The following is a 21,596-nucleotide window of genomic DNA, read 5'->3' as shown; positions in this document are numbered from 1 at the left end:
TTACCCCACCTTTCCGAGCAGGTATACGACGGTAAAGATAAAGACCCACACCACATCTATGAAATGCCAGTACATGGCGGACACATAAATTTTGGGTGCGGTTATGACGGTAAGCCCTTTGCGCGCCAGTTGTCCGATCAACACGGAAATCCAGAGGATGCCAAAAGCCACGTGGGCACCATGGAAACCAACCAGAGTATAAAATGCGGAGCTGAAGGCGCTTGTCGTCATGCCGAACTTTTCATGCCTTATATATTCGCTGAATTCGTAGATTTCCAGGCCTAGGAAGCCAAGTCCCAGAAAGACTGTAATCAGCAGCCAATTGCGCAGCAGCGCCGGCTTATTGCGGTGCATGGCCTGGATGGCAAACACACTGGTCAGACTGCTCACCAGCAGAAGGAAGGTTGCAGCCGCCACCAGCGGCAGGTGGAACAGTTCATTCGCCGACGGACCCTCATTAGTCTGATTGCGCAGAGCCAGGAATGTGGCAAACAATGTGCCGAACAGCACCGACTCTCCGCCTAGGAACAGCCAGAAGGCCAGCACCTTATTCCTTCCTTCCAGGGTTGCCTTTTCCGGTTCGTGCGGAAGCGTGCCTGCCGCCTCAGCATGTGCTGTTGTCATGTCCGCTCACCTTCCTTCCAGCTCTTCAGGCTCGATATGCCAGCCGTGATCATCATAGAGCGACCGTACCAGCATCGATCCAAAGGTGATCAGCAGCCCTATGGCCGTAACCAGATAGTTATTGAACATAAAGCTCATGAACGCATTCCCGAAGTCATCCCGGCTGAACATGAAGCCAAATCCGGCAATAAAGATGCCGACCGACATCAGGAACGGCAGGATCGTCGCCGATGGCATATGAATTGGACCGACCGGCTCAGCAGGCGTCATAGCGGTATGACCGGAGGTTTTTTCCTTCCAGAAGGCATCCAGGCCCCGCACCAGCGGCGTCTGTTTGAAATTGTATTCCGGCGGCGGCGAGGAAATCGTCCACTCCAGCGTGCGGCCGTCTCCCCAGGGATCGTCTGCCGCGTCTGCCGGTTTTCTGGAAGTGAGGAAGATATTCGTGAGGAAAATAAGCATTCCCACACCCATCAGTCCCGCGCCTATCGTACTGACCAGATTAAGCAGGTCAAACTGCTGATTCGGCAAATACGTGAATACCCGGCGCTGCATCCCCATAAGTCCCAGGAAATGCTGCACGAAGAAGGTGAGATGGAATCCAATAATGAAGGTCCAGAAAGTCCATTTGCCTAAGCGTTCGCTCAGCATCCGGCCGAACATCTTCGGCCACCAATAGTGCAGTCCTGCGAACAGTCCGGATACCAGACCGCCAACAATGACGTAATGGAAATGTGCAACGACAAAGTACGTATCATGGAACTGGAAATCCGCAGGCGCAGAGGCCAGCATGACCCCGGTTACGCCGCCCATCGTGAAGGTGGGAATGAAACCGACTGCGAACAGATTAGGACTCGTAAAACGAACTTGCCCGCCCCACATCGTAAACAGCCAGTTGAAGATCTTGATCCCGGTCGGCACGGCAATCAGCATCGTCGATACCGAGAACAGCGCGTTCGCTACCGGACCAAGGCCTGTCGTGAACATGTGATGCGCCCAGACCATGAAGCCCAGAAAGGCGATCAGAATCGTGGCAAAAACCATGGAGCTGTAACCGAACAGCCGCTTCCGGGCAAAAGTCGGGATAACCTCCGAAATGATGCCGAATGCAGGAAGAATCAGAATATACACTTCGGGATGACCGAAGATCCAGAAGATATGCTGCCAGAGCACCGGGTTGCCGCCTGACGAGGTTTCGAAGAAATTGGCTCCGAGAATCCGGTCGAACGTAAGCAGCACTAGCCCTACTGTAATAGCCGGGAAAGCAAACAGGATAATCGCGGACGTGATGAAGCTGGCCCAGACGAACATCGGCATCCGCATGAAGGACATCCCCGGTGCGCGCATCGTAATGATGGTTGCCAGAAAGTTAATGCCGCCAATCAGGGTCCCGAGACCGGCAATCTGCAGCCCGATAGTGTAGAAATCAACCCCATGCGTTCCACTGTACTGGATAGTGGATAATGGGGTGTACGCGGTCCATCCCGCATCAGGCGCACCGCCCATGATCCAGCTGAGATTGAGCAGGATGCCGCCAAACAGGAAGGTCCAGAAGCCCAGCGAATTCAGAAAAGGAAAGGCCACATCGCGGGCCCCGATCTGCAGCGGAATCACCGCGTTCATCAGCGCAAAAATCACTGGCATGACGCCCAGGAAAATCATGGTTGTACCATGCATCGTGATCAGTTCATTGAACGTCTGGGCATCCAGAAATGTATTCATCGGCTTGATGAGCTGGATACGGATCAGAATGGCCTCAAGCCCGCCGATGCCAAAAAACAAGCCTCCAGCCCACAGGTAAAGAATCGCTATCTTTTTATGATCGACGGTAGTAATCCAGTCCATCAGTCCGGTATGACGCTTTACGCTGTGGCCATGCCTCAAAGGTGGTGATGGATTCAGGGACTGCGCTGCTTGAGCCAAGGTTCGTACCCCCTTTTCAGATATGCTGCTTCCATTGCAGGTTGTAAGCTCTAGTCCAGCGTATAGCCGGCCAAATACTCCGCAATTCCGTCGATCTCTTCATCACTCAGTCCCATATCCTTCTTAGGGTCAGGCATCTTGTTGCCAGGCTTAACGCCCTTGGTATCATGCAGCCAGGTCTTGAGATTCTCCAGCACCGGAGCGCCATCCGCCCCTGTATCATCATTCAGCAAGATTCCGGCCACCGACTCCCGGGAGCCAATCCCGGTCAGGTTCGGGGCACTCGACATGTCAGGCATTTCCCCTACCGCATGGCAGGTCAGACACTGGGACTTGAACGTTTTGGCAAGCGCCGGGTCCTCCGGCAGCACCGCTGGAGCTTTCATGGAATTCACCCATTTTTCAAACGCCGCTTCGCTGACTGATTTCACCTTAAACTCCATGAAGCCATGGGAAGGACCGCACAGCTCTGCACATTTGCCCCGGTAAACGCCTTCATTTGGTGCACTGAAGCTGAAACGGTTTGTTGATCCTTCGGGGTTGGTGTCCATTTTGCCAGAGAGGGAGGGTACCCAGAAGGAATGTAATACATCCTTCGTGCTAAGCTCAAAAGCGATATCTTTCCCGGCGGGAATCACCAGATCCTGTGCTGTGGTTATTCCGTAATCGGTATACTCGAATTCCCACCAGTACTGGTGCCCTGTCACTTTAACCTTTATCGCATCTTTGTCGTTTGCATGATCATTCCCGGCGGCAAACACCGCTTTCACCGTAGGGACGGCCAGCACAACTACGAGAATCAATGGAATGACCGTCCAGAGCACTTCGAGCTTGAAGTTGCCCTCGACCTGCTCAGGCATTTCGCTCTGATCCGGTTTGCGGCGGAAACGGATCAGCACATAGGCTGCTATAGAGAAGACGATCAGCAGTACTACGATCATGATGGTGATCGACAGCTTCATCAGATCGAACGAGCTTTCCGCCGCCGGTCCCTGCGGTCGAAGCACCGACAGGTCCTCCCGCCCACATCCGGCAAGAATGAGTCCAAGCGCTGCGGTCATGGGAAGAAGCCGCTTTCCAGCCTGCCACGTTTTCATCATTGATCTACCCCGCTTTTCCCGATATCGTAGATTAGAGTATTATCCTGTCAATTATAACAATCACTATTAATATAAGTTTGAAGGGGTGTTTTGTCAATCGTTCACAACAAATTCACATATTGCATTGTCCAGCAGGAAGTATTGTCCTAATTGACTTTAATAGCGCTTTCAAAAGTACCTTCATATCTGCTATAATGAATAAAGCGCATACATAACTAATTATGTCTATTAATTCATTTGACTATTTTAAAAGATTTGTTATGCGCAATTTAAATGGGCATACAAAAAAAACCGTTTCCTGCGGCAGCAAGCGGCCCGGGCACGGTTTATGAGAATCCTCATGGATGTAATGACTCAGATTGATGTCTTTCAAGAAGCAGCATGCTTAGTACAACTGTCTGTTGTTCAAGAGACGGATGAGTTCATTCTCACCAGCTCATGCTCCACGACCATGGTCAGCTCTTCTTCATAGCCTCCCGTAATCCGATACTTACGGACGTACTCCTTCACAAATTTCTTGGGATCTTTGGGCCGGAAAATTCGTGTCATTTCCCGCAGACTTTCCTTGACTTCGTTATGACCTTTACTTGCCATGATCAGTTCCCTCCCAAAACATTGAAAATGAATGCTCCGATAGTAGAGAATGCATGATGAAAAGTTCGCCGTAACCTTGAATGCAAGTTCAGAAACCATACACATACGTGGCTTGCATTATCCGCCAATACCATCCTTCCAATAAAGGAATTCCGTCTCGCCGGTGAAGCAGGTTCGTCGTGATTTGGGCTGAGAATAAGGATATCCCGATAAATCGGACCCCTTAGACACTTTAGTTACCCGAAGAGCCACTTGCTGAATCACTCCTTTCGGGCCTTATCGTTATATTGTATCATATTCCAGTCCAAGTTCCACCTTTCCATGTAAAATGTGCGAAAGGATTTTTTTATGAATTTTACCTTCCGATGCAGGTTAGGGTTGTGAACACTCCGTGAACAGAAGGGACTCTCAGTGAGGGCTGCACAGGTGCTGATGTTGATATAATGCCCAGTCCTGGCAAAAATATCAGCCGTATGTATGCGCTTTGTTCACTGCCCATTACCAGAGTGCTTACTAATTACATCGGTTTTTAGGGGCAATCGGATTAACTTTGCGGCGTTAGCAGCCACATACTTTATACGAACCTCTCATAGGCTTGTAAGGAAGCAGGAATAGGCAATCTGCCTTCTTCCATCACACCCAAGGAGAGTGAGCCCTTGTCCCCTATCAAATCCTCCACCGGATTACCGGATCATATCGCTGCTGCCCTCTGTTACTTTTTCCCGTTCATTGGCGGGATTGTATTTCTCGCTCTTGAAAAACGCAGCCGCTTCGTGCTGTTCCATGCACTACAGTCGCTGATCGCCTTCGGCGTGCTGATGATTATCCATGTGCTGTGCGGATTCATTCCGCTGCTGGGTCCATTCTTCGCCGCCCTCATCTCACTGTGCTCGTTCGCCGTGTGGCTGCTGATGATCTACCACGCACTGGGTGGAAGGTGGTATAGGCTGCCCTGGGTAGGGGATATCGCAGAAAATCAGCTCCGCAAGCTATAACGGCACCCCGGTTCCTTACCTGGGTGCCAGCGGGTCTTTGCTGATCCTTGCTAAAAAGATTCCCTTTTGCTCCGCTCCTCCGTACAATGGAATCAGGACATACAGGAATCTGCAGGCTGGAGGAACATTCATGTATTTATTGATCATAAATCCCCGCTCCGGGGGAGGGGCAGGTGAGCGGACCTGGCATGCCGTGGAAGCCATGCTCCAGGCTCGCGGAACCGCTTACGAAGCACTGTTCACGCAAAGCGCGGACAGCGCCGAGTCCCAGGTTCTGCATGCGCTCGCGCACCGCGAGGACTGGCGCGCCGCCATCGTGATCGGCGGCGACGGCACGATCCACAGCGTGCTGGGCGCGCTGCGGCGCAGAGGCGTGGCGCTGGCGGTAATCCCCGCCGGCTCCGGCAACGATACGGCCCGGGGCTTCGGCATCCCGCTGGCCACGGAGGCCGCGCTGGATGCCGCGCTGCAGGACCGCTGCCTGACAGCGGATGTGCTGTCAGGCGAGGACGGCCTGACGCTGACCGCCGTGGCCAGCGGCTTTGACGCCCAGGTGGCCGTCAATGTGAACAACAGCCGCTACAAGCGGCTATGCAACGCCATCAGGGCTGGACAGCTGGCCTACCTCATCGGCATTCTGCATACGCTGATGACCTTCAAGCCCTGCCGCGTGAGCGTGACCTGCGACGGGAAAGAGGAGGCCTTCGAGACAGCTTGGCTTGTCTCGATCTGCAACCTGCCCAGCTACGGCGGCGGGCTCCTGATCTGCCCGCAGGCGAAGGCCGATGACGGCCTGCTCGACGTCTGCGTCGTGCACGGGGTCAGCCGCGGGCAACTGCTGCGGCTGTTCCCAACGGTCGTGAAGGGCAAGCATACCACGCTGCCCTTCGTGACCATGCTGCGCGGACACAGCGTAGCCGTCCGCTTCGCTGAGCCGCGCCAGGCCATCGGCGACGGCGAGAGCCTGGGCACAGCGCCGCTGGCGGTGCGCTGTGAGCCGGGCGCGCTGCGCGTGCTCTCGCCGCTAGCCGCTGCGCTGAGCGCTGACGGAGTAGCCCGCTCCTGCACCGCGAGCGGCTAGGCGGGTACGTTGTACGGCGAGATCCCGGCCGAACCTGCCGCAACAATCGCCGCTTCCCTCTCTTAACAAAGAAACGAACCCTTCTCCACTGCAAAGTGGCGATAGGGTTCGTTTTGATTTTATGGCTATGCATACAGTATTCCACGGGTCCGAAGCCCCCGCACAGGGACATCCTGATCTGCCGATGGACGGTTTATCCACCGGAACCTCAGTCAGAGAGCTCCGCGTCCTCCTCCACAAAGGTGATGATGCCATCATCCAGCGAAGCAATGCGCACGAGCGATTCCACGCGGTAGCCGGCTTCCTTAAGCAGCCTGTTCCCGGGCTGAAACGCTTTTTCGATCACAATGCCGATTCCCGCCACCGTCCCGCCTGCCTGCTCAACGATCCGTGCCAGCCCGAAGGCTGCCTCGCCGTTGGCCAGGAAATCATCTACGATCAGTACCCGCTCGCCGGGAGCAATGAACTTTTTGGAAACCGTAATTTCATTGCTTTCTTTTTTCGTGAACGAATATACTTTTTCTACGAATATATCTTCCGTCAGGGTCAGGGACTTCTGCTTGCGGGCAAAAATCAGTGGAACCTCAAGCTCCAGCGCGGTCATGATGCCTGGCGCAATCCCGGAGGATTCGATGGTCAGCACCTTCGTCACTTCTTCCCCCGCGAAACGGCGGGTAAACTCACGGCCAACCTCACGCATCAGAAACGGGTCCATCTGGTGATTCAGAAAAGAATCCACCTTGAGCACGCCCTGTCCGAGAACAATTCCTTCACTTATAACCTTTTGTCTCAACAACTTCATCTGTGCCCCTCCTTCTCCCATCCCATGGACCCATGTTCCTTACTCGCACCTTACTTACAGACCGTTAGGCTTCTGTGGCAGCAGGTTACCGACGATCGACTTCAGATTATGATCCTCTTTACCGTCTGTCTTTCCATTATCAAAGCTAGTGATGCGAATCTCCGAGTAGGTTTCCCCGGGATTTACAGGCTTAAAGATCAGCTTCTCACGGTCATCCAGCCGTACATCAAACTTCATATCCTTGAACATATCAACCAGCTCTTTCTCTCCAGGAATCTGTCCCTCGTCCAGAAACAGCAGACCGCGCAGCGGCTTCACACCTTCGGTATGATTCACCTCAAAATGGACGATACACTCCATGCTTTTCACCTCCCTAAGCTAATATCGGCTCCGCAGCGCTCACTAATCGGGAGAATCTTCGGACCGCATCTCCCCTGCAACCTGCTCTCCGGTTCTCTCCACTTCTTCCCCAGACGGGTCATGCAGCACATATTTACCGAAAATCCGGCTGTAGCGCTCACCGTAACGCCTGGTCAGTTCAGTTCCCATGTCTTCTTCCAGTTCAAAAAGCACCATTTCCTGTGTAAAGTGGTTCAGCAAGAGCTCCACCAGCACTGGATGCTCCGTGACCACCGCCTGTGCGGTTCCATCTTCATAACGCATGCCCAGCATACACCAGTTCCTATCGATGACAAAAGAAAACTTGCGCCCCCCGCTTCTAGCCAGCTTACCGCCAAGTGGCGGCCAGGCCGGATAGGGTGCGGGAACGGAATTGCCGCCGTCAAAAGCCCACAGCAGCTTCACTCCGCGCAGTTCCGCCTGCTCCAGCTCGCTGCGCAGCAGCGAAGCCTCCTCGCGCCATACGTCAACCACGATCTCCTGCCGGGCGAGATTCAGCTGGCGGATCAGCGCCCCCATTACGTTGCGGTCACCCTCGACATTATAAAAGGACGGGCTTACCGGCCCGCCGCGGGGCATTTCACTTTCCATATAAGCCAGCGATGCCTGTACCCGGCCGGAAATCATTGTCGCCAGCTCCTCCGGGTCCAGCACGCTGTAACGCGCCGGTTCCCCTTCACCGCATCTTACATATCCTTGCTGAGTCAGGCGCTGCAGCGCCGCATATACGTTGGATCTGGATACTCCGAGCTGTTTGGCGACCTCGTAGCCCGAAGCCTGGCCTTTGGTGGCCAGCTCGATCATGATTTTGGACTCCATCTCCGTGAAGCCCAAATTGCGCAGATGCAGCAGCAACTGTTCCATCTATGTGTCCCCCTAAGCTGTCTCTGACTCTGTCTATAGTTGCTCTGAACCGCAGCGCGGGCACCACATGGAGCCCTTGGGCAGATCAGCCCGGCAGATCTGGCATTTCACGATGTCGCGCACACCGCTGCCCTCACTGACAGCCGCTTCCTCCGGTTCACTGGCCTTCCAGTCCCGGATCCGCCGGTCCAGCTCAAGCTGCCGCTCGCGTTCACGCTCCAGTTCATCGGCCTCGCGGCGGCTGCGCTCCTCATGCTGGGCATTTCCGGCATAATTCTCCAAAGGCAATTCTTCCTCTTCAGGAAGCACCTCGGTGTACACGGCACGATTCTCATGTCTCATCGCGAGTTCTTTTTCGGCTTCGGTTAATTCGTCCTCGCCGTAGTATTCATCCTCTTCCTCTTCGTGTTCATGAACGGTATGTACGCTCACTGCCGCCGCTTCTTTTCTCGGGGAGATGCCCTCCAGCTTGCGTCCGCAGTGCGGGCAGAAATTAGCATCCAGAGCGACCACACGCCCGCAGGCGCAGAGACGTTCATTCTTCAGCTCGGCAATACGTGCGCGCAGCTCGTCAATCTGCTCCTGAAACTTGAAGCAGCCCCGTGAGAGTTCCACCATTTTGCCTTCCGCCACCGACATATCCCTTAAACGGAAGCCATCGTAGAAAAGCTTTCCCATTTTCATAAATTCCATTTCCATCTCACGCTCAATATCCGATATTTGACCATTCAGTTTGCCAATTTCCACCGAGCTTTGCGCTTTTTCGCTCACCCGGCTGGCACCGTCCTTGATCCGTTGCAAAAAATTCATTGTAAGTTCCTCCTTCTCCAGAGTGAGAACCGGGCTGATCGCAGCCTCGTATAGTGTAGTTAACCCTTTACGCTCCTTGCAGAAGCGGAATTGTGCTTCTATCATACCAAATGTCCCGGCCAGATTCATTATTTGTCATTCTGTGTATAATACTACGTGAAAACGGCTTCTCCGTCCTACAAAGGACAGTACCTGTTTTAGCGAGAAACATCGAATGATGGAGGGATTACACTTGCATGGCGATGACAAGAAACGCTATTTCGTGTCCGTAAGTCATGGCCTCATTCAGGATGTGCGCAATGACTCGGGTGAGTATGAGGTCCTGCTTACCGCTGAAGAGCTGACAGGGCTTCAGGATATCCTCAAGGATTTGGCTAGGGAGGACGAGTATGCCTTCCGGCGTGCGTTTGTGCCCTACAAGTCCGCAGACCACGATGAGGCCATTAACCAGTTCGACGATCAGACCCTCCGGGTATTTCAGTATCTCCACCGCCATGGCACCCCGGAGACCCGTCAGACAATCGAACAGCTGAATGTTCTGCCGAAGCTTGCCAACACCGGCTACGAGGACACAGGCTATGATGGGGGCTCGCCTACCAACAAATAACTACGCGCCTGCCCGAAACTTTATGTGTGCTAATACGCGGCGGACGTCAAAATGTTTCTGCAAAACTGGCCGCGAGCTGCTTTTCTTCCATTTCAGGACCCGGACTCCCCGGCATTCATCCAGAGGGACCGGGTCTTATTTTTTTGCTTCCAGGGCTCTACATGGGTTAAAATATAATTATGAACCAGTCACAAATCATGAATACCGGGAGAGTCTCAGTGGAAGAAAACGATAGTACACAGGTTACGCTGAATCAGTTGCAGGTACATGTCAAGGATTTGCAGAAGTGGCAAATGAGCGAAGACTTCGCCAAGCAGATGGAAAGCTTCAAAGCGCTGCCGGCGCTCTACCGCCATGCACTGAATGAGCTTGAGAATAAGATTGATATCATCAAGACGGAATGGCAGGTGCGCGACGGTTTCAGTCCGATTGAGCATGTCAAGTGCCGGATCAAGGAGCCCAAGAGCATTCTGCAGAAGATGGAACGCAAAGGGCATGAATTCACACTGGACAATATGGAGCAGCACATTCATGATATCGCAGGCATGCGGATCGTCTGCGCCTTTGTAAAGGATATCTACCGTCTGGTCGACCATCTGTGTGCACGCGAAGACATGCGGGTGCTGGAGATCAAGGATTATATTGCCCACCCCAAACCCAACGGCTATCAAAGTCTGCATCTCATTGTAGCCATGCCGCTGGTGCTGCTGGAGGGAACCCGCTGGGTGAAGGCCGAAATTCAGCTGCGCACGCTTGCAATGGATTTCTGGGCCAGCATGGAGCATATTCTATATTATAAATTCGACAAGCAGCTCCCTCCCCATGTCGCAGAGGAATTGAAGGAAGCGGCACGCGCCGCCGATGAACTGGACCAGAAAATGCTCCGCCTCCGCCGGGAGATTCTGGAGCTGGCGGAAGGTCCCTCCACGAAATAAGACCCCTGAACAAAATTAGGACTTATATCATCTAAAAAGGCAGCATATGAACAGCGGGTAACCTGTTCATATGCTGCCTTTCGTATAATTCCGCTTCATGGTCACATCTTACTTAGACCGGCAGCCCGGCGGGCAGCCGCCTCGGCTACTTCCCGCATGATCAGCGCCAGCCCTTCGGTCGCCCTGGGGGTCTGTGGAAGAAGGGACTTCCAATCCTCTGTTGGCACAGCTACCACCGGAGACACCGGAAACGGCCGGGCTGCGATCTCGTGAAACAGCGGCCCCGGCTGGTGAAGCGAGCCTTCGGCGGCAGCCTCTGCCATCCATTCTCCTGAGGCGACCGCAGGACCCTTGCGCTCCAGCCGGGCAAGCTCCGCAGCTAGTGCACCTGAAGCGTCCGGCACAGCTTCTCCTTCTTCTTCGGTGCCGGCTTCGGCCCACAGGCCAAATACGCCTGCCAGCAGCTCTTCCTTTCCCAGGCCGCGCAACGACAGAGCCAGCAGCGGCTCCTCCGTCAGCCGCTGCGTCAGCAGGGTCTGCAGCCGGGCCTTGTCTGCGGCGTCGAGCTCTTGCCCGAAGACCGCAGAGGCAAGCTCCTCCTCTGCAGGCAGCAGGCCAAGCCCGGCAAGCCTTACGCTCAACTCTCCCTGCAGAAGTCCATACAGCTCTCCCGGATGCGCAGCGAGCTCGCGCAGAACCGTTCTTTTCCGTTCAGCCGTCCATGGCGGAACTTCCAAAGAAAGAACCGCTGCGGCTTCCGGCTCCTGTACGGCTGATGCTGCTTTTCGCACACCCTGCAGTTCCGGCGTTGACCCGGACCCCTGAAGACTTCTTGCTTTTACCCTACCGGGCTGGATGTCCAGCCGAAGCTCAAGCCCTCCGCTCATTGCTGATTCCTCCTTTATTTCGTCCGTATCCGCTACATCCAGTCCTGCCCTTGCAGCTCAATGAGCTCTTTCAGTTCATGATTCGACATCTCGGTCAGCCAGTTTTCGCCGGAGCCGACGACCTGCTCTGAGAGATTCTTTTTACGTTCGATCAGCTCATCAATTCTCTCTTCAAGGGTTCCCTGGCAGATCAGCTTATGCACCTGCACATTTTTGTGCTGCCCGATCCGAAAAGCCCGGTCGGTCGCCTGATTCTCGACTGCCGGATTCCACCAGCGGTCATAATGCAGCACGTGGTTGGCCCGGGTCAGATTCAGCCCGACACCACCGGCTTTGAGCGAGAGAACGAAGAAGGCAGGGCCTTCCCCCTCTTGAAAAGCATGCACCATCTCATCGCGTTCCCGCTTAGGGACCCCGCCATGCAGAAAGAGCGGTGCTTTGCCATACCGTCTGGCCAGCCTGCTGACCAACAGCTCGCCCATCGCCACATATTGGGTAAAGATGAGTGCCGATTCTCCAAGCTCAGCGATACTGTCCAGCACCTCGAACATGACGTCCATTTTGCCCGAAGCCTCACTGCGTTGTCCCCGCCCCTCATCCTTGCGGAACAGCTGCGGATGATCACAAATCTGCTTCAGCTTGGTCAGAGAGGACAGCACCAGACCCCGGCGGGCCATACCCGAGCGCTCTCCGATTACGCCCAGCATTTCATTGACTACTCCCTGATACAACGCTGCCTGAGTTTCTGTGAGCGCACAGTACTGCTTCAGCTCCAGCTTCTCCGGCAGATCCTTGGAGATATCCGGATCACTCTTCAGACGCCGCAGCAGGAAAGGCGACACGAGGCGGTGCAGCTCGCGCAGCCGCTCTCCTCCTTCTCCGGAAACATAACGCTGGCGGAACGAATGGTACGTTCCCAGGTATCCCGGATTCAGGAAGTGAAAGATAGACCATAGCTCGCCCAGTCTGTTCTCTACGGGAGTACCCGTCATAGCAATGCGGTGAGGCGCCGACAGCTTCATCACGCTCTGTGCCTGCTTGGTACGATGATTCTTGATGTATTGCGCCTCGTCCAGGACCACCGTTGACCACCTTACACCTGCCAGATCCTCACTGTCCCGTCCGGCGAGATGATACGTGGTCAAGACGATTTCGTGACTGGCCGCAAGCTGGGCGAAGCCTTCGCCGCGAATCCGGCGCCCCCCATGATGAATGTGCACCCGTAGTGAAGGCGCGAAACGCTGCAGTTCCCGCTGCCAATTCCCCAGCAGGGAAGTCGGACATAGAATAAGCACAGGCTCGTGTTTTTGTTCCGGCTCCGCAGTGAGCGCGCGATCCAGCAAACAGGTAATCACCTGGACCGTCTTTCCCAGTCCCATGTCATCCGCCAGACAGACCCCGAAGCCTAACCCGCTCAGCGAGGCCAGCCACTGAAACCCGCGTTCCTGGTATGGTCTGAGCGTTCCGTGTAAATCGGGAGGGACTGGACGCAGCGGGAGATGCCGCAGCATGTCGCCCTGCATAAGCGAAGCCAGCAGACCGGTGGTTTCCATTCCGGTCACCGACATCCCCTTCCACAGCCGTTCCTCGCCTGCTTCGGCTTCCAGACGCATCCAGTCTGCTGCCGACATTTCTCCGCTTTCATTACGCTTCATATATCTGAGCACCTGGCGGAGCTCCTTCGGATCAATCTCAATCCATTCCCCGCGGAACCGCACAAAAGGTACGCCAGCCTCCACCAATGCGTTCAGTTCGTCCTCAGTGACATCCGAATCCCCCAGCGAAGCTTCTATGCGGAAGGAAATCAGCTGTTCCATGCCCAGTGCAGCCTGGGCGGGGCCGTCGATTCCGCCAGCCGGCGGCTGCATCTTCATCTTCATTCCGATCCGCCGCCGGCCCTCACGGCTCCAGCGGGACGGCATTTGCACAGTAATGCCCCGCTCACGCAGCGGCTGTACACTTTCCTTCAGGAACAAATAGAGCTGTTCCGGCGTTAGCTTCACACTGTCCGGAGCAGGTACGGTCAGCGCCCGCTGAATGTCCGGTGACAGCTTGCCTGCCCGGCCCAGTGCGGACAGCAGCTGCTGCTGAATATTGCGGTACCGCTTGCCCCAGAGCATGAATTCGCGTTCACGGCTGCTCCAGATTGCCGCGGCTGGTAGCCAGAATTCCCCCTCTTCCCGGCTCTCCACCCAGAAGGACAACCGCCAATCCTCGTTCTCGTCCGCGGGCGGCTCCAGACGCAGCCCCAGGCTGAGCTGTCCGCTGCGTGCTTCTTCTGTCTCCGCATGCGGCACTTCGTTGCCGGCGGTTCCGTTCACTGCAGCCAGAAGCTCCGTCACTTCGGCTTGTGTTCCCTGTACCGGAATATCGCGGCTGCCCGTAAGCAGACTGTTCCACCACAGCTCTGTCAAAGGGGAGTAGCCGCGCCGGTAGTTCGCCTTGTACGGTGCAAGCTTCACTTCGTTCTGTGCAACAACCCGCTTGATCTCCGCAGTCATTACCGACTGCAGGAAGGAATAGAGCACATATGCACCGGCATCTTCACGGGAAGACAGGTCGCCTTCCTCTGCCACATGCGTTCCGAGCGCCAGCACCGGCATAGATGCCGCCATTTGCAGGAACAGCTCCCTGTCTGCCTCCTGCCGGAAGGCCGGAGACCAGGCAGCCGACGCCGCCTGTTCTCCTCCGCGGCGGCGGGAGCCTAACGGCCGGGGCGGCAGCGCCCCCGGCACAATACCGCCTGTGCCCATCAGCTCCAGCGCGAAGCGGGCGGCGGCAGCCCAATAGCGCAGCTCCCCGCCCGGCTCCAGGCCCTGGCTGCGGCATAGCTGCTCGTCCCAGCCGAGCAGCAGCTCGAAGGCATCCTTCGGCGCGAGGGCCAACCCCTCAAGCGTCCGCCCCGGCAAGCCGCGCCGCGTGGTTCTCCCTTCCGCAGAGGCGGCAACCGGATATTTCACCTCCGTGAGCCTCAGTGCAGCACCCGCAAAAGGACGCCATCCGCTCCGAAGCTCCAGCCGTTTGACCACACGCGTCCATGCGTCTACCTTGGGCTCCGAGGTTTCGCCGGAGAAGCAGAAAAATACGTCCCCTAACCATATTGCATACAGATGCTTAATCATTGATGATCTCCATTCTTTTTGAGCAAACAGAAAGAGCCAGTCTGCCCCCCATCAGGAAGACTGAATCCTTCTCCGCAAGAAATATAGTTACAGGTAACCGGAGAGTCTGAATGAACGGCCCCCGGATTGCCAAATGTTTTTTTCTTCATCCCTTCATCTTATACGAAAAAGGAGATATTTAAAAACCTTTCTGCACTTTTTTCTGCAGATTTATCTGCTTTTTGCGGATTTACCCACTTATCATGGTAGCCAATCCCTCTTCATCCGCTCAATCCATGCCAAAAAACCGCTAAATAGCGGTTGATTTAGCGGTTCCCCTCGTTTGTCCGAACATGGTTGCAACCTGCCCGTTCCTGCTCGCAGAGTAACCCTATGCTTCCTCTAGTCATTCCGGATCACGTTGAACCAAGCGGCAAAACCAAGTGGAATAAGTAAACCTAATTATTCCCCCTACCACTCCCCACAATCGCTAGTGGGAAAAAGTAGACCTAATCTGACCGATTCGCACCCTCTCAGATGAATTCACTTAGATTAAGTTTACTAATTCCCACTAATACCTTTTACAAAGCGCCTTTGAGCCCATTTAAGTTCACTAATTCCACTTCACTACCCGCTGCCCCCTGACTCTCTCCCCCCTTATCTCCAACGAAGGAAATCCAGGCTTTCCCAAGAAGTAAGAAGCCCACCCTTGAAGGTGGCCCAATGGCCTGGACCTGCATATTTTATATCCTAAAGGTCCGACTATCAGCAAGTCTTTTCCTGCCCTCGCAGTCTTTCCTATCAGCAGTCCTCCCGATTCCTTCTTATCAGCCTCTCTACTCCTTCGCTGCCTGAATACGCAGCTCCCCGCCATCCGGATCATCGTTCACCTGGATTAGAAGCGCGCCATTTCCGCCGTTGCGTGCCCAGCCCGTCCGGCCCTCCTCCAGCTGTTCCAGACTGATTTCGGCAAGCCCGTCTACAGAAGCTGCAGTGAATTCCGGATAGCATAGCGCAAAGCGCAGCATTTTCCTTCGCGGCGCATACTCGCGGACCGTATAGGTCCAGCCCAGGCGCAGTTCACCGTCTTCTCCCTTCGCATGGACGCTGATCTCCGAATAGAGCCCTTCCTTATAGCTGAAGCTATGTCCGTCGTCCTCATAGAGGGAAAAGGAGGCCAGGAACCCATCCCGCGCCCGGGCACCATACAGATGAAAGATCATCGTCTCGGCCGTATTCTCCAGCGCATACTGCTTAAGCGGTCCTTCGGCCACAAAGGTCCCTGCCTTGATGTACATCGGCATAATCCGCAGCGGGGCAGCAGCCAAAATATGCCGCCCGCCCTCGGTAACCTCTCCGTCCCAATAGTCGATCCACAGCCCCTCCGGCAGATAGACGGAGCGGTGGTCCGTGTCCGGCCGGTACACTGGAGCAATCACCACATTCTCCCCAAGCAGGAACTGGTCACACAGATTCGTCACATGCGGATCACGCGGGTATTCCAGAATCAGCGGGCGGATCACGGGCAGGCCCGTCATTTCAGCTTCACGGAAAAGATTATAGATATGCGGCATCCAGCGGTAGCGCAGTCCGATGAACTCCCGCAGAATCGCCTCCACCTCTTCCCCGAATGACCAGGGCTCCTGGCGCAGCGTGCCGATGGAAGAGTGATTGCGGCAATACGGGAAAAAGACCCCCATCTGCGTCCAGCGCACCAGTAGCTGGGCAGAGGTATGGTGGGCAAACCCTCCGATGTCCGGCCCCGAGAAAGCGAGACCGGACAGCCCCATATTGAGTACCATCGGCATGGCCATCGCCATATGCTCCCAGAAGCTGCGGTTATCCCCGGTCCACACAGCGGCATAGCGCTGAATTCCCGCATACCCGGCCCGTGTCAGTACAAAAGGGCGTTCGCCGCCCATATGCTCCGCCAGTCCTTCATACGTAGCCTTAGACATCATCATTCCGTACAGATTGTGGTATTCCTCGTGCGTGACCGGACGGCCATTGTTGAAATGCATCACATCAAGGTCCATGGTCTTCGACTCATTGAACACCGCAGGCTCGTTCATATCATTCCAGATGCCCTGAATGCCCAGGTCGGTATAGTATTTGTGCAGATCGCCCCACCACTCGGCAGTGCGGACATCACTGAAATCGGGAAACGCGCTGATCCCTGGCCAGACCTCGCCGAAGAAGATGTCACCCTCCAGGAAACGGCAAAAATGTTTTTCCAGCACCCCTTGCTTATATATTTCATAGTTGGGGTCTTTTTTGACACCGGGATCTACAATCGGCACAATCCGCACCCCCAGCTCGCCCAGCTCGGCAATCATCTTCTCAGGTTCGGGGAAATTGACCGGATCGAAGGTGAACACCCGGTATTCATCCATATAGTGGATATCGAGATAAATGACATCGCATGGAATGTTCTTTTCGCGGAAGGTCCGGGCAAGCTGAAGCACCTCCTGCTGATTCATATAGCTGTAGCGTGACTGGTGATAGCCAATGGCCCATTTGGGCGGCAATGCAATCCGGCCGGTCAGTGAGGTGTATCTTTTGACCACATCCTTTATTTCGGGGCCATTAATGAAATAGACATCATAGGCGCCCGTAGAGCACCCGATGGTAAACGCCACCCCGTGAGAGCGCATGTCAAAATCGCTCCGGCCCGTATTGTCCAGGAAAAGGCCATAAGACAGCTCGCCATGCACATGAATGAGCAGCGGAATGGACTCATATAGAGCTTCAATTTCCGGCAAATGGGGGGCAAACACATCGGTGTTCCAGTTGGTGTAGCGTTCCCCGCGTTTGTCGAGAAAGCTTGCCTTCTCCCCCAGCCCGTAAAAGTGAGAGTCCGGCTGCATATCATATTCTGCGTGGCTCGCGCCGCGCGGATTCCAGCTCGTCAGATTCTGCTGCATAACAATCTCTCCGTCCATGTTCTCCACACGCAGCAGCAGGGACGTTTTCTCAACGATCAGCTTGATTGCACTGGTCGTAAAGGTCAGCTGATCGTTATTCTCCTCCACAGGGAACAAGTGCGGGATACAGCTCTCGGCCAGCACCGCCGGAGTCGTCGTCAGATCAGGCACCTTGTCCCGAAACACTTTCATCCGGAATATTTCGTCATTCAAAAAGACAAAAACAATACCTCCGCGTTCTCCCTGGACAATATATATATTCTCGGAGCGTTCCCAGGACACCAAGCTTCCAGGTGTATTCCAGGTCTCCTTCATAACCAGCGGACCCATTTTCTCGGGACGAATCGCTTCACTGCTCTCCATGCTTGCTTTCCCCCTTCGGCTGTTGCGGCTTTTACTTTAATACATATTACCCAGCGTTACCGGACTGCTATCCGCAAACTTTATGACCCCCTGGTCATTTTTTTACCAAAAATGGTCTTATCAGCTGTGAATGCGGGTATATTCTATGTAGACGCCAGCTTCAGCACAAAATAATCAGGGTTAGGGAGTGAATGAAAATGAGTCGAAACAATTCTTATAAATGGTGGAATCTGCTGTTCTTCCTTGGTGTACTCGTCGTAAATACCCTATCGGTGACCCTCCCGCTTGGCGGGAACAGCACCAGTGAAATTTCGGACAGGTATCATACCTTGCTCACACCTGCCGGCTATGCCTTTTCTATCTGGTCATTGATCTATCTGCTGCTCGCCGGCTTCATCGTCTATCCATTCCGGCAGGGTACCAGCTCCCGGGATTCCGTACGGCCGATCAGCATCTGGTTTGTGCTTAGCTGCATCTTTAATATGGGCTGGCTGTTCCTCTGGCAATATCTCTATATTGAACTGTCCCTCGCGGTTATGTTGCTGATGCTGATTACACTGATTGTCATCTACCGCAAAACCCGCAGCATCACGAGCCCCACTCCAGGGGAACAATGGCTGGTCAAGCTGCCGTTCAGCCTCTATCTGGGCTGGATCTCCGTTGCCACTATTGTCAATGTCAGCGTCGTCCTGGAAAAGAACCAGTGGGATGGCTTCGGGTTAAGTGATCCCACCTGGGCCGTAATAATGCTCAGTATCGGCACTTTGCTCGCTGTTATTGTCAGTTTCCCTTACCGGGACAGGATCTATCCGCTGGTCTTCGTGTGGGCCTTCATGGCCATTGCCCTGGAGCATAAAGATACCGGCAGTGTGTTTATTACGGGGCTAGTCGCTGCCGGCTTACTGCTGCTCTACAGCACTTGGCTGCTGCTGACACCACGCCGGAGTAAATTTTGAGGTCATTCTTATCTGTTCAAAAAAAATCCCTGAGTGCTTCCAAGGTACGGAAACACTCAGGGACTCTCATAACCCTTAGGCTTATTTCTTCCGGGCTACCGCTTCAATCTCTACAAGTCCATCCTTTGGCAGACGTGCAACTTCAACAGCGCTGCGTGCCGGATATGGCTCCGTGAAGAATGTGCTGTACACTTCGTTTACAGCCGCAAAATCATTCATGTCCTTTAGGTACACGGTCGTCTTCACTACATGCTCAAGGGATGCACCAGCCTCTTCGAGGATCGCCTTCACATTGCTTAGCGATTGACGGGCCTGCTCCTCTACACCTTCTGCCAGAGCTCCTGTTTCCGGGTTCAGACCCAGTTGACCCGAAGTGTATACCCAGTTCCCGGCCACGATCGCCTGACTGTAAGGGCCGATTGCGCCTGGGGCTTTTGCGGTTGCTACCTGTTTTTTGCTCATGTTCTCCTCCTGTTTGCTGTACAAGACAGTGATCTCTCTATGTACGTATGATTTATGTCCCATTGTACGTCCTGAGCCAAGCTTATTGCAAACCTCAGGCCTCCACTTTTCCAATTACATGAATGACTTCGTTGGTATAGACATGAACACCGCGCGTATCGGCAAGGGCGATGTTCCTCATTGCTCTAGCCACCTTCGCTGCGGGTATTGCCCGGTACTTGGCTGCATGTCCGACCATGGCGAAGTCCAGTGCCTTCATCACAACGGCGGCTGCCCGTTCACCGGGCCTGGATTCCTCACGTTCTCCCAGCAGCAGGGAAGGGCGGAACAGATGGAGTCCCTGAAAACCGGCAGCAATCAGCCCCTCCTCCACTTTCCCTTTGGTGCGGGAATAGAAATTGCGCGATTTGACGCTTGCCCCCATCGATGAAACCGCCAGAAACTGCTTCACGCCGCTTGCTTTGGCCAGTGACGCAGCAGCAAGCGGATATTCCAGATCCACTCGTTCGAACTGCTCCTGCGAGCCAGCTGTCTTGATGGTTGTTCCGAGACAGCAGAAGACAGCAGAAGCACCGGCAAACTGTTCCTTGTACTGTGCGAGCTGCTCCCAGTCGATGATAACCTGCTTCAGTCCGGGATGCTGAAGCTTCATCGGATGGCGCACCAGCACACGCACTTCCTCCCAACCCCCATTCAGCAGATCTTCCGTAAGCGCACGGCCTACAAGACCCGTAGCCCCCAGCACTACTGCAATTTTCGTCATTGAATGGTCTCCTTTCATCCGAAATAAGAGGAAGACCTGGCCATCCTCTGCAGTTAGTCTTTCAGAATACGCCGGCCCAGCAGCAGTGCGAGAAGAAGCATCAGCGTCCCTACGATAATCTGCATCCCGTATACCTGCATCCATTGCGGCCATTCTTGTATCCACTCATAAATCCGCCCTCCGATAAGCGGTCCAAAAAACGCAGCGAGTCCAGTCAGAGCCGCATACATCGCCATATACATTGGCCGCTCTTTCTTTGGTGTATCGCCAATGATGAAGTTAAAGGCCAGTTGGTTGAAGCCTCCTACTCCCACACCGAACACAATATGGGCGGCGAACAGCACCAGCAGCATCGGCATTACAGACAGCAGCCCCCAGAGCAACGAGGATATGGCAATGATCGGCAATGTCCAGAGCAGCAGCCGCTTATTGCTGTACTTGGCGTTCAGATTCCCCCACACATAGAAGCTTGCCATCATAAAGATCGTCTGTGAGACGTTCAGCAGGGACAAGGTCTCATAATTGATATTCAGCAGCTGCAGCATGACATAGGAATAGAGCGGCACTGTCAGGTTCTGCAGCAGCAGCCACGCGGACAGGAACAGCGTAGATTTCATGAACAACGTGTCATGCAGCGGTTTCTTGAGCATCGGCAGAAAGTCCTTCTCTTCCGATTTCTCAAACGGTACGTCCGGATAGAAAAAGAACACAATGATATTAGAGATGGAAAAAATCCAGACCACAATATACAGAATCAGAAACCCGTGCCCTCCCGGATAACGGTCTAGTACAATGCCTCCGCCATACATCACAAGACTTCCCAGGGCATTCAGAAACGTATTGCGGATTCCAAAGTAACGGCCCCTCACCCGTGCGGGAACAAGGTCACTGATCACAGAACTCCACAAAACACCACCGGCTGTATTGGCAATGAATGCAATCGTATATAATACGATAAATGCGGTGACCCAGTGCTCTTGCGGAAAAATAAACGGAACGAGCCCCGTGGAGCCCCAGAGCAGCCTATGTAAGCCGATAAAGGTTACCATGGCCCATTTGCGGCTCGGCAGCTTTTGAATCAGAAAAGCCACACCTATCTGCGCTACATTAACCAGTGTAGTAAGTGCAATCACAAAACCTATCTGGCTGGAGCTGGCTCCTAGATATAACAGAAAGCCTGTCAGAAACTGCCCTTGGAGCAGCACCTGAAATATCGTTGATGGTATCCCCTCAAACGTTGCGATCTGCAGATTCTTACGATGTACTGAGGCTTTGCGGAGAACTTTTGGACGTGAACCGCCAAGCCTGTTTCTCATGATGTTCATGGGGGTGATAACACTCCTTTGATGCGGCTTTTGCTTCATTCTACTCCGCATCAAGCTCCTGTCAATACGCCAAAATCACAA

General features: G+C 54.3%; 19 protein-coding genes. 5 read left to right on the top strand and 14 right to left on the bottom strand.

Features of this window, described 5'->3' with window-relative positions:
- From A3848_RS20815 to A3848_RS20800, 4 genes are all read right to left on the bottom strand, one after another.
- Nucleotides 1-624 carry a cytochrome (ubi)quinol oxidase subunit III gene (locus A3848_RS20815; RefSeq protein ID WP_074086759.1) on the bottom strand — a complete coding sequence of 208 codons (624 nt, stop codon included), beginning with the start codon at nucleotides 622-624 and terminating at the stop codon, nucleotides 1-3.
- Between the two features lie 6 nt (nucleotides 625-630).
- Complete coding sequence (gene ctaD, locus A3848_RS20810; protein WP_074086890.1) at nucleotides 631-2,469, bottom strand: cytochrome c oxidase subunit I; 1,839 nt, start codon at nucleotides 2,467-2,469, stop codon at nucleotides 631-633.
- Between the two features lie 128 nt (nucleotides 2,470-2,597).
- On the bottom strand, nucleotides 2,598-3,647 hold the full coding sequence (gene coxB / locus A3848_RS20805; protein WP_074086758.1) for a cytochrome c oxidase subunit II: 1,050 nt from the start codon (nucleotides 3,645-3,647) through the stop codon (nucleotides 2,598-2,600).
- A gap of 405 nt (nucleotides 3,648-4,052) precedes the next feature.
- Nucleotides 4,053-4,241 (bottom strand): hypothetical protein, encoded by a 189-nt coding sequence (locus A3848_RS20800; protein ID WP_019913840.1) that lies wholly within the window; start codon nucleotides 4,239-4,241, stop codon nucleotides 4,053-4,055.
- Nucleotides 4,242-4,897: 656 nt separating this feature from the next.
- Here A3848_RS20800 and A3848_RS20795 point away from each other — a divergent pair.
- Both A3848_RS20795 and A3848_RS20790 read left to right on the top strand, forming a co-directional pair.
- The gene (locus A3848_RS20795; protein WP_074086757.1) at nucleotides 4,898-5,236 is read left to right on the top strand and encodes a DUF4870 domain-containing protein; all 339 of its coding nucleotides are present in this window, start codon (nucleotides 4,898-4,900) and stop codon (nucleotides 5,234-5,236) included.
- Nucleotides 5,237-5,366: 130 nt separating this feature from the next.
- The gene (locus tag A3848_RS20790; RefSeq protein ID WP_074086756.1) at nucleotides 5,367-6,317 is read left to right on the top strand and encodes a diacylglycerol/lipid kinase family protein; all 951 of its coding nucleotides are present in this window, start codon (nucleotides 5,367-5,369) and stop codon (nucleotides 6,315-6,317) included.
- A 208-nt stretch (nucleotides 6,318-6,525) separates the two neighbouring features.
- Here A3848_RS20790 and A3848_RS20785 read toward each other — a convergent pair whose 3' ends face one another.
- Genes A3848_RS20785 through A3848_RS20770 form a run of 4 tightly spaced genes read right to left on the bottom strand, consistent with a single transcriptional unit; the run spans nucleotide 6,526 to nucleotide 9,192 of the window.
- Nucleotides 6,526-7,119: a xanthine phosphoribosyltransferase gene (locus A3848_RS20785; RefSeq protein WP_074086755.1), complete on the bottom strand. Its 594-nt coding sequence runs from the start codon at nucleotides 7,117-7,119 to the stop codon at nucleotides 6,526-6,528.
- A gap of 54 nt (nucleotides 7,120-7,173) precedes the next feature.
- Nucleotides 7,174-7,479 carry a hypothetical protein gene (locus tag A3848_RS20780; protein WP_074086754.1) on the bottom strand — a complete coding sequence of 102 codons (306 nt, stop codon included), beginning with the start codon at nucleotides 7,477-7,479 and terminating at the stop codon, nucleotides 7,174-7,176.
- Nucleotides 7,480-7,521: 42 nt separating this feature from the next.
- A complete protein-coding gene (locus A3848_RS20775) occupies nucleotides 7,522-8,382 on the bottom strand; it encodes a TrmB family transcriptional regulator (protein ID WP_074086753.1) in 861 nt (286 codons plus the stop codon).
- A gap of 33 nt (nucleotides 8,383-8,415) precedes the next feature.
- Nucleotides 8,416-9,192, bottom strand: coding sequence for a zinc ribbon domain-containing protein (locus A3848_RS20770; protein ID WP_074086889.1), 777 nt, complete (start codon nucleotides 9,190-9,192; stop codon nucleotides 8,416-8,418).
- A 214-nt stretch (nucleotides 9,193-9,406) separates the two neighbouring features.
- Between A3848_RS20770 and A3848_RS20765 the strand changes: the two genes are divergently transcribed.
- Both A3848_RS20765 and A3848_RS20760 read left to right on the top strand, forming a co-directional pair.
- On the top strand, nucleotides 9,407-9,799 hold the full coding sequence (locus tag A3848_RS20765; protein ID WP_256702496.1) for a hypothetical protein: 393 nt from the start codon (nucleotides 9,407-9,409) through the stop codon (nucleotides 9,797-9,799).
- Nucleotides 9,800-10,092: 293 nt separating this feature from the next.
- Nucleotides 10,093-10,734, top strand: a complete 642-nt coding sequence (locus A3848_RS20760) for a GTP pyrophosphokinase (RefSeq protein ID WP_244169740.1) — start codon at nucleotides 10,093-10,095, stop codon at nucleotides 10,732-10,734.
- Between the two features lie 101 nt (nucleotides 10,735-10,835).
- On the opposite strand, the gene A3848_RS20755 is transcribed toward A3848_RS20760, so the two are convergent.
- The 3 genes from A3848_RS20755 to A3848_RS20745 form a co-directional block, all read right to left on the bottom strand.
- The gene (locus tag A3848_RS20755) at nucleotides 10,836-11,621 is read right to left on the bottom strand and encodes a hypothetical protein (protein ID WP_074086751.1); all 786 of its coding nucleotides are present in this window, start codon (nucleotides 11,619-11,621) and stop codon (nucleotides 10,836-10,838) included.
- Between the two features lie 32 nt (nucleotides 11,622-11,653).
- Complete coding sequence (locus tag A3848_RS20750) at nucleotides 11,654-14,743, bottom strand: DEAD/DEAH box helicase (RefSeq protein ID WP_074086750.1); 3,090 nt, start codon at nucleotides 14,741-14,743, stop codon at nucleotides 11,654-11,656.
- A gap of 815 nt (nucleotides 14,744-15,558) precedes the next feature.
- Nucleotides 15,559-18,009: a glycoside hydrolase family 31 protein gene (locus A3848_RS20745; RefSeq protein WP_074086749.1), complete on the bottom strand. Its 2,451-nt coding sequence runs from the start codon at nucleotides 18,007-18,009 to the stop codon at nucleotides 15,559-15,561.
- Nucleotides 18,010-18,206: 197 nt separating this feature from the next.
- On the opposite strand from A3848_RS20745, the gene A3848_RS20740 reads away from it, so the two are divergent.
- Nucleotides 18,207-18,965: a tryptophan-rich sensory protein gene (locus tag A3848_RS20740; RefSeq protein ID WP_074086748.1), complete on the top strand. Its 759-nt coding sequence runs from the start codon at nucleotides 18,207-18,209 to the stop codon at nucleotides 18,963-18,965.
- An 81-nt stretch (nucleotides 18,966-19,046) separates the two neighbouring features.
- Here A3848_RS20740 and A3848_RS20735 read toward each other — a convergent pair whose 3' ends face one another.
- The 3 genes from A3848_RS20735 to A3848_RS20725 form a co-directional block, all read right to left on the bottom strand.
- Entirely contained in the window at nucleotides 19,047-19,427 is a 381-nt protein-coding gene (locus tag A3848_RS20735; RefSeq protein ID WP_074086747.1) for a RidA family protein, read from the bottom strand.
- Between the two features lie 94 nt (nucleotides 19,428-19,521).
- On the bottom strand, nucleotides 19,522-20,190 hold the full coding sequence (locus tag A3848_RS20730; RefSeq protein ID WP_074086746.1) for an NAD(P)H-binding protein: 669 nt from the start codon (nucleotides 20,188-20,190) through the stop codon (nucleotides 19,522-19,524).
- A gap of 53 nt (nucleotides 20,191-20,243) precedes the next feature.
- The gene (locus tag A3848_RS20725) at nucleotides 20,244-21,515 is read right to left on the bottom strand and encodes an MFS transporter (RefSeq protein WP_083606779.1); all 1,272 of its coding nucleotides are present in this window, start codon (nucleotides 21,513-21,515) and stop codon (nucleotides 20,244-20,246) included.
- Between the last annotated feature and the right edge of the window lie 81 nt (nucleotides 21,516-21,596).

It is taken from the genome of Paenibacillus sp. P32E (assembly GCF_001909085.1).
In the GTDB taxonomy this organism is placed as follows: Bacteria; Bacillota; Bacilli; order Paenibacillales; family Paenibacillaceae; genus Paenibacillus_AQ; species Paenibacillus_AQ helianthi.
This window is presented reverse-complemented; position numbering and strand designations above follow the sequence as displayed.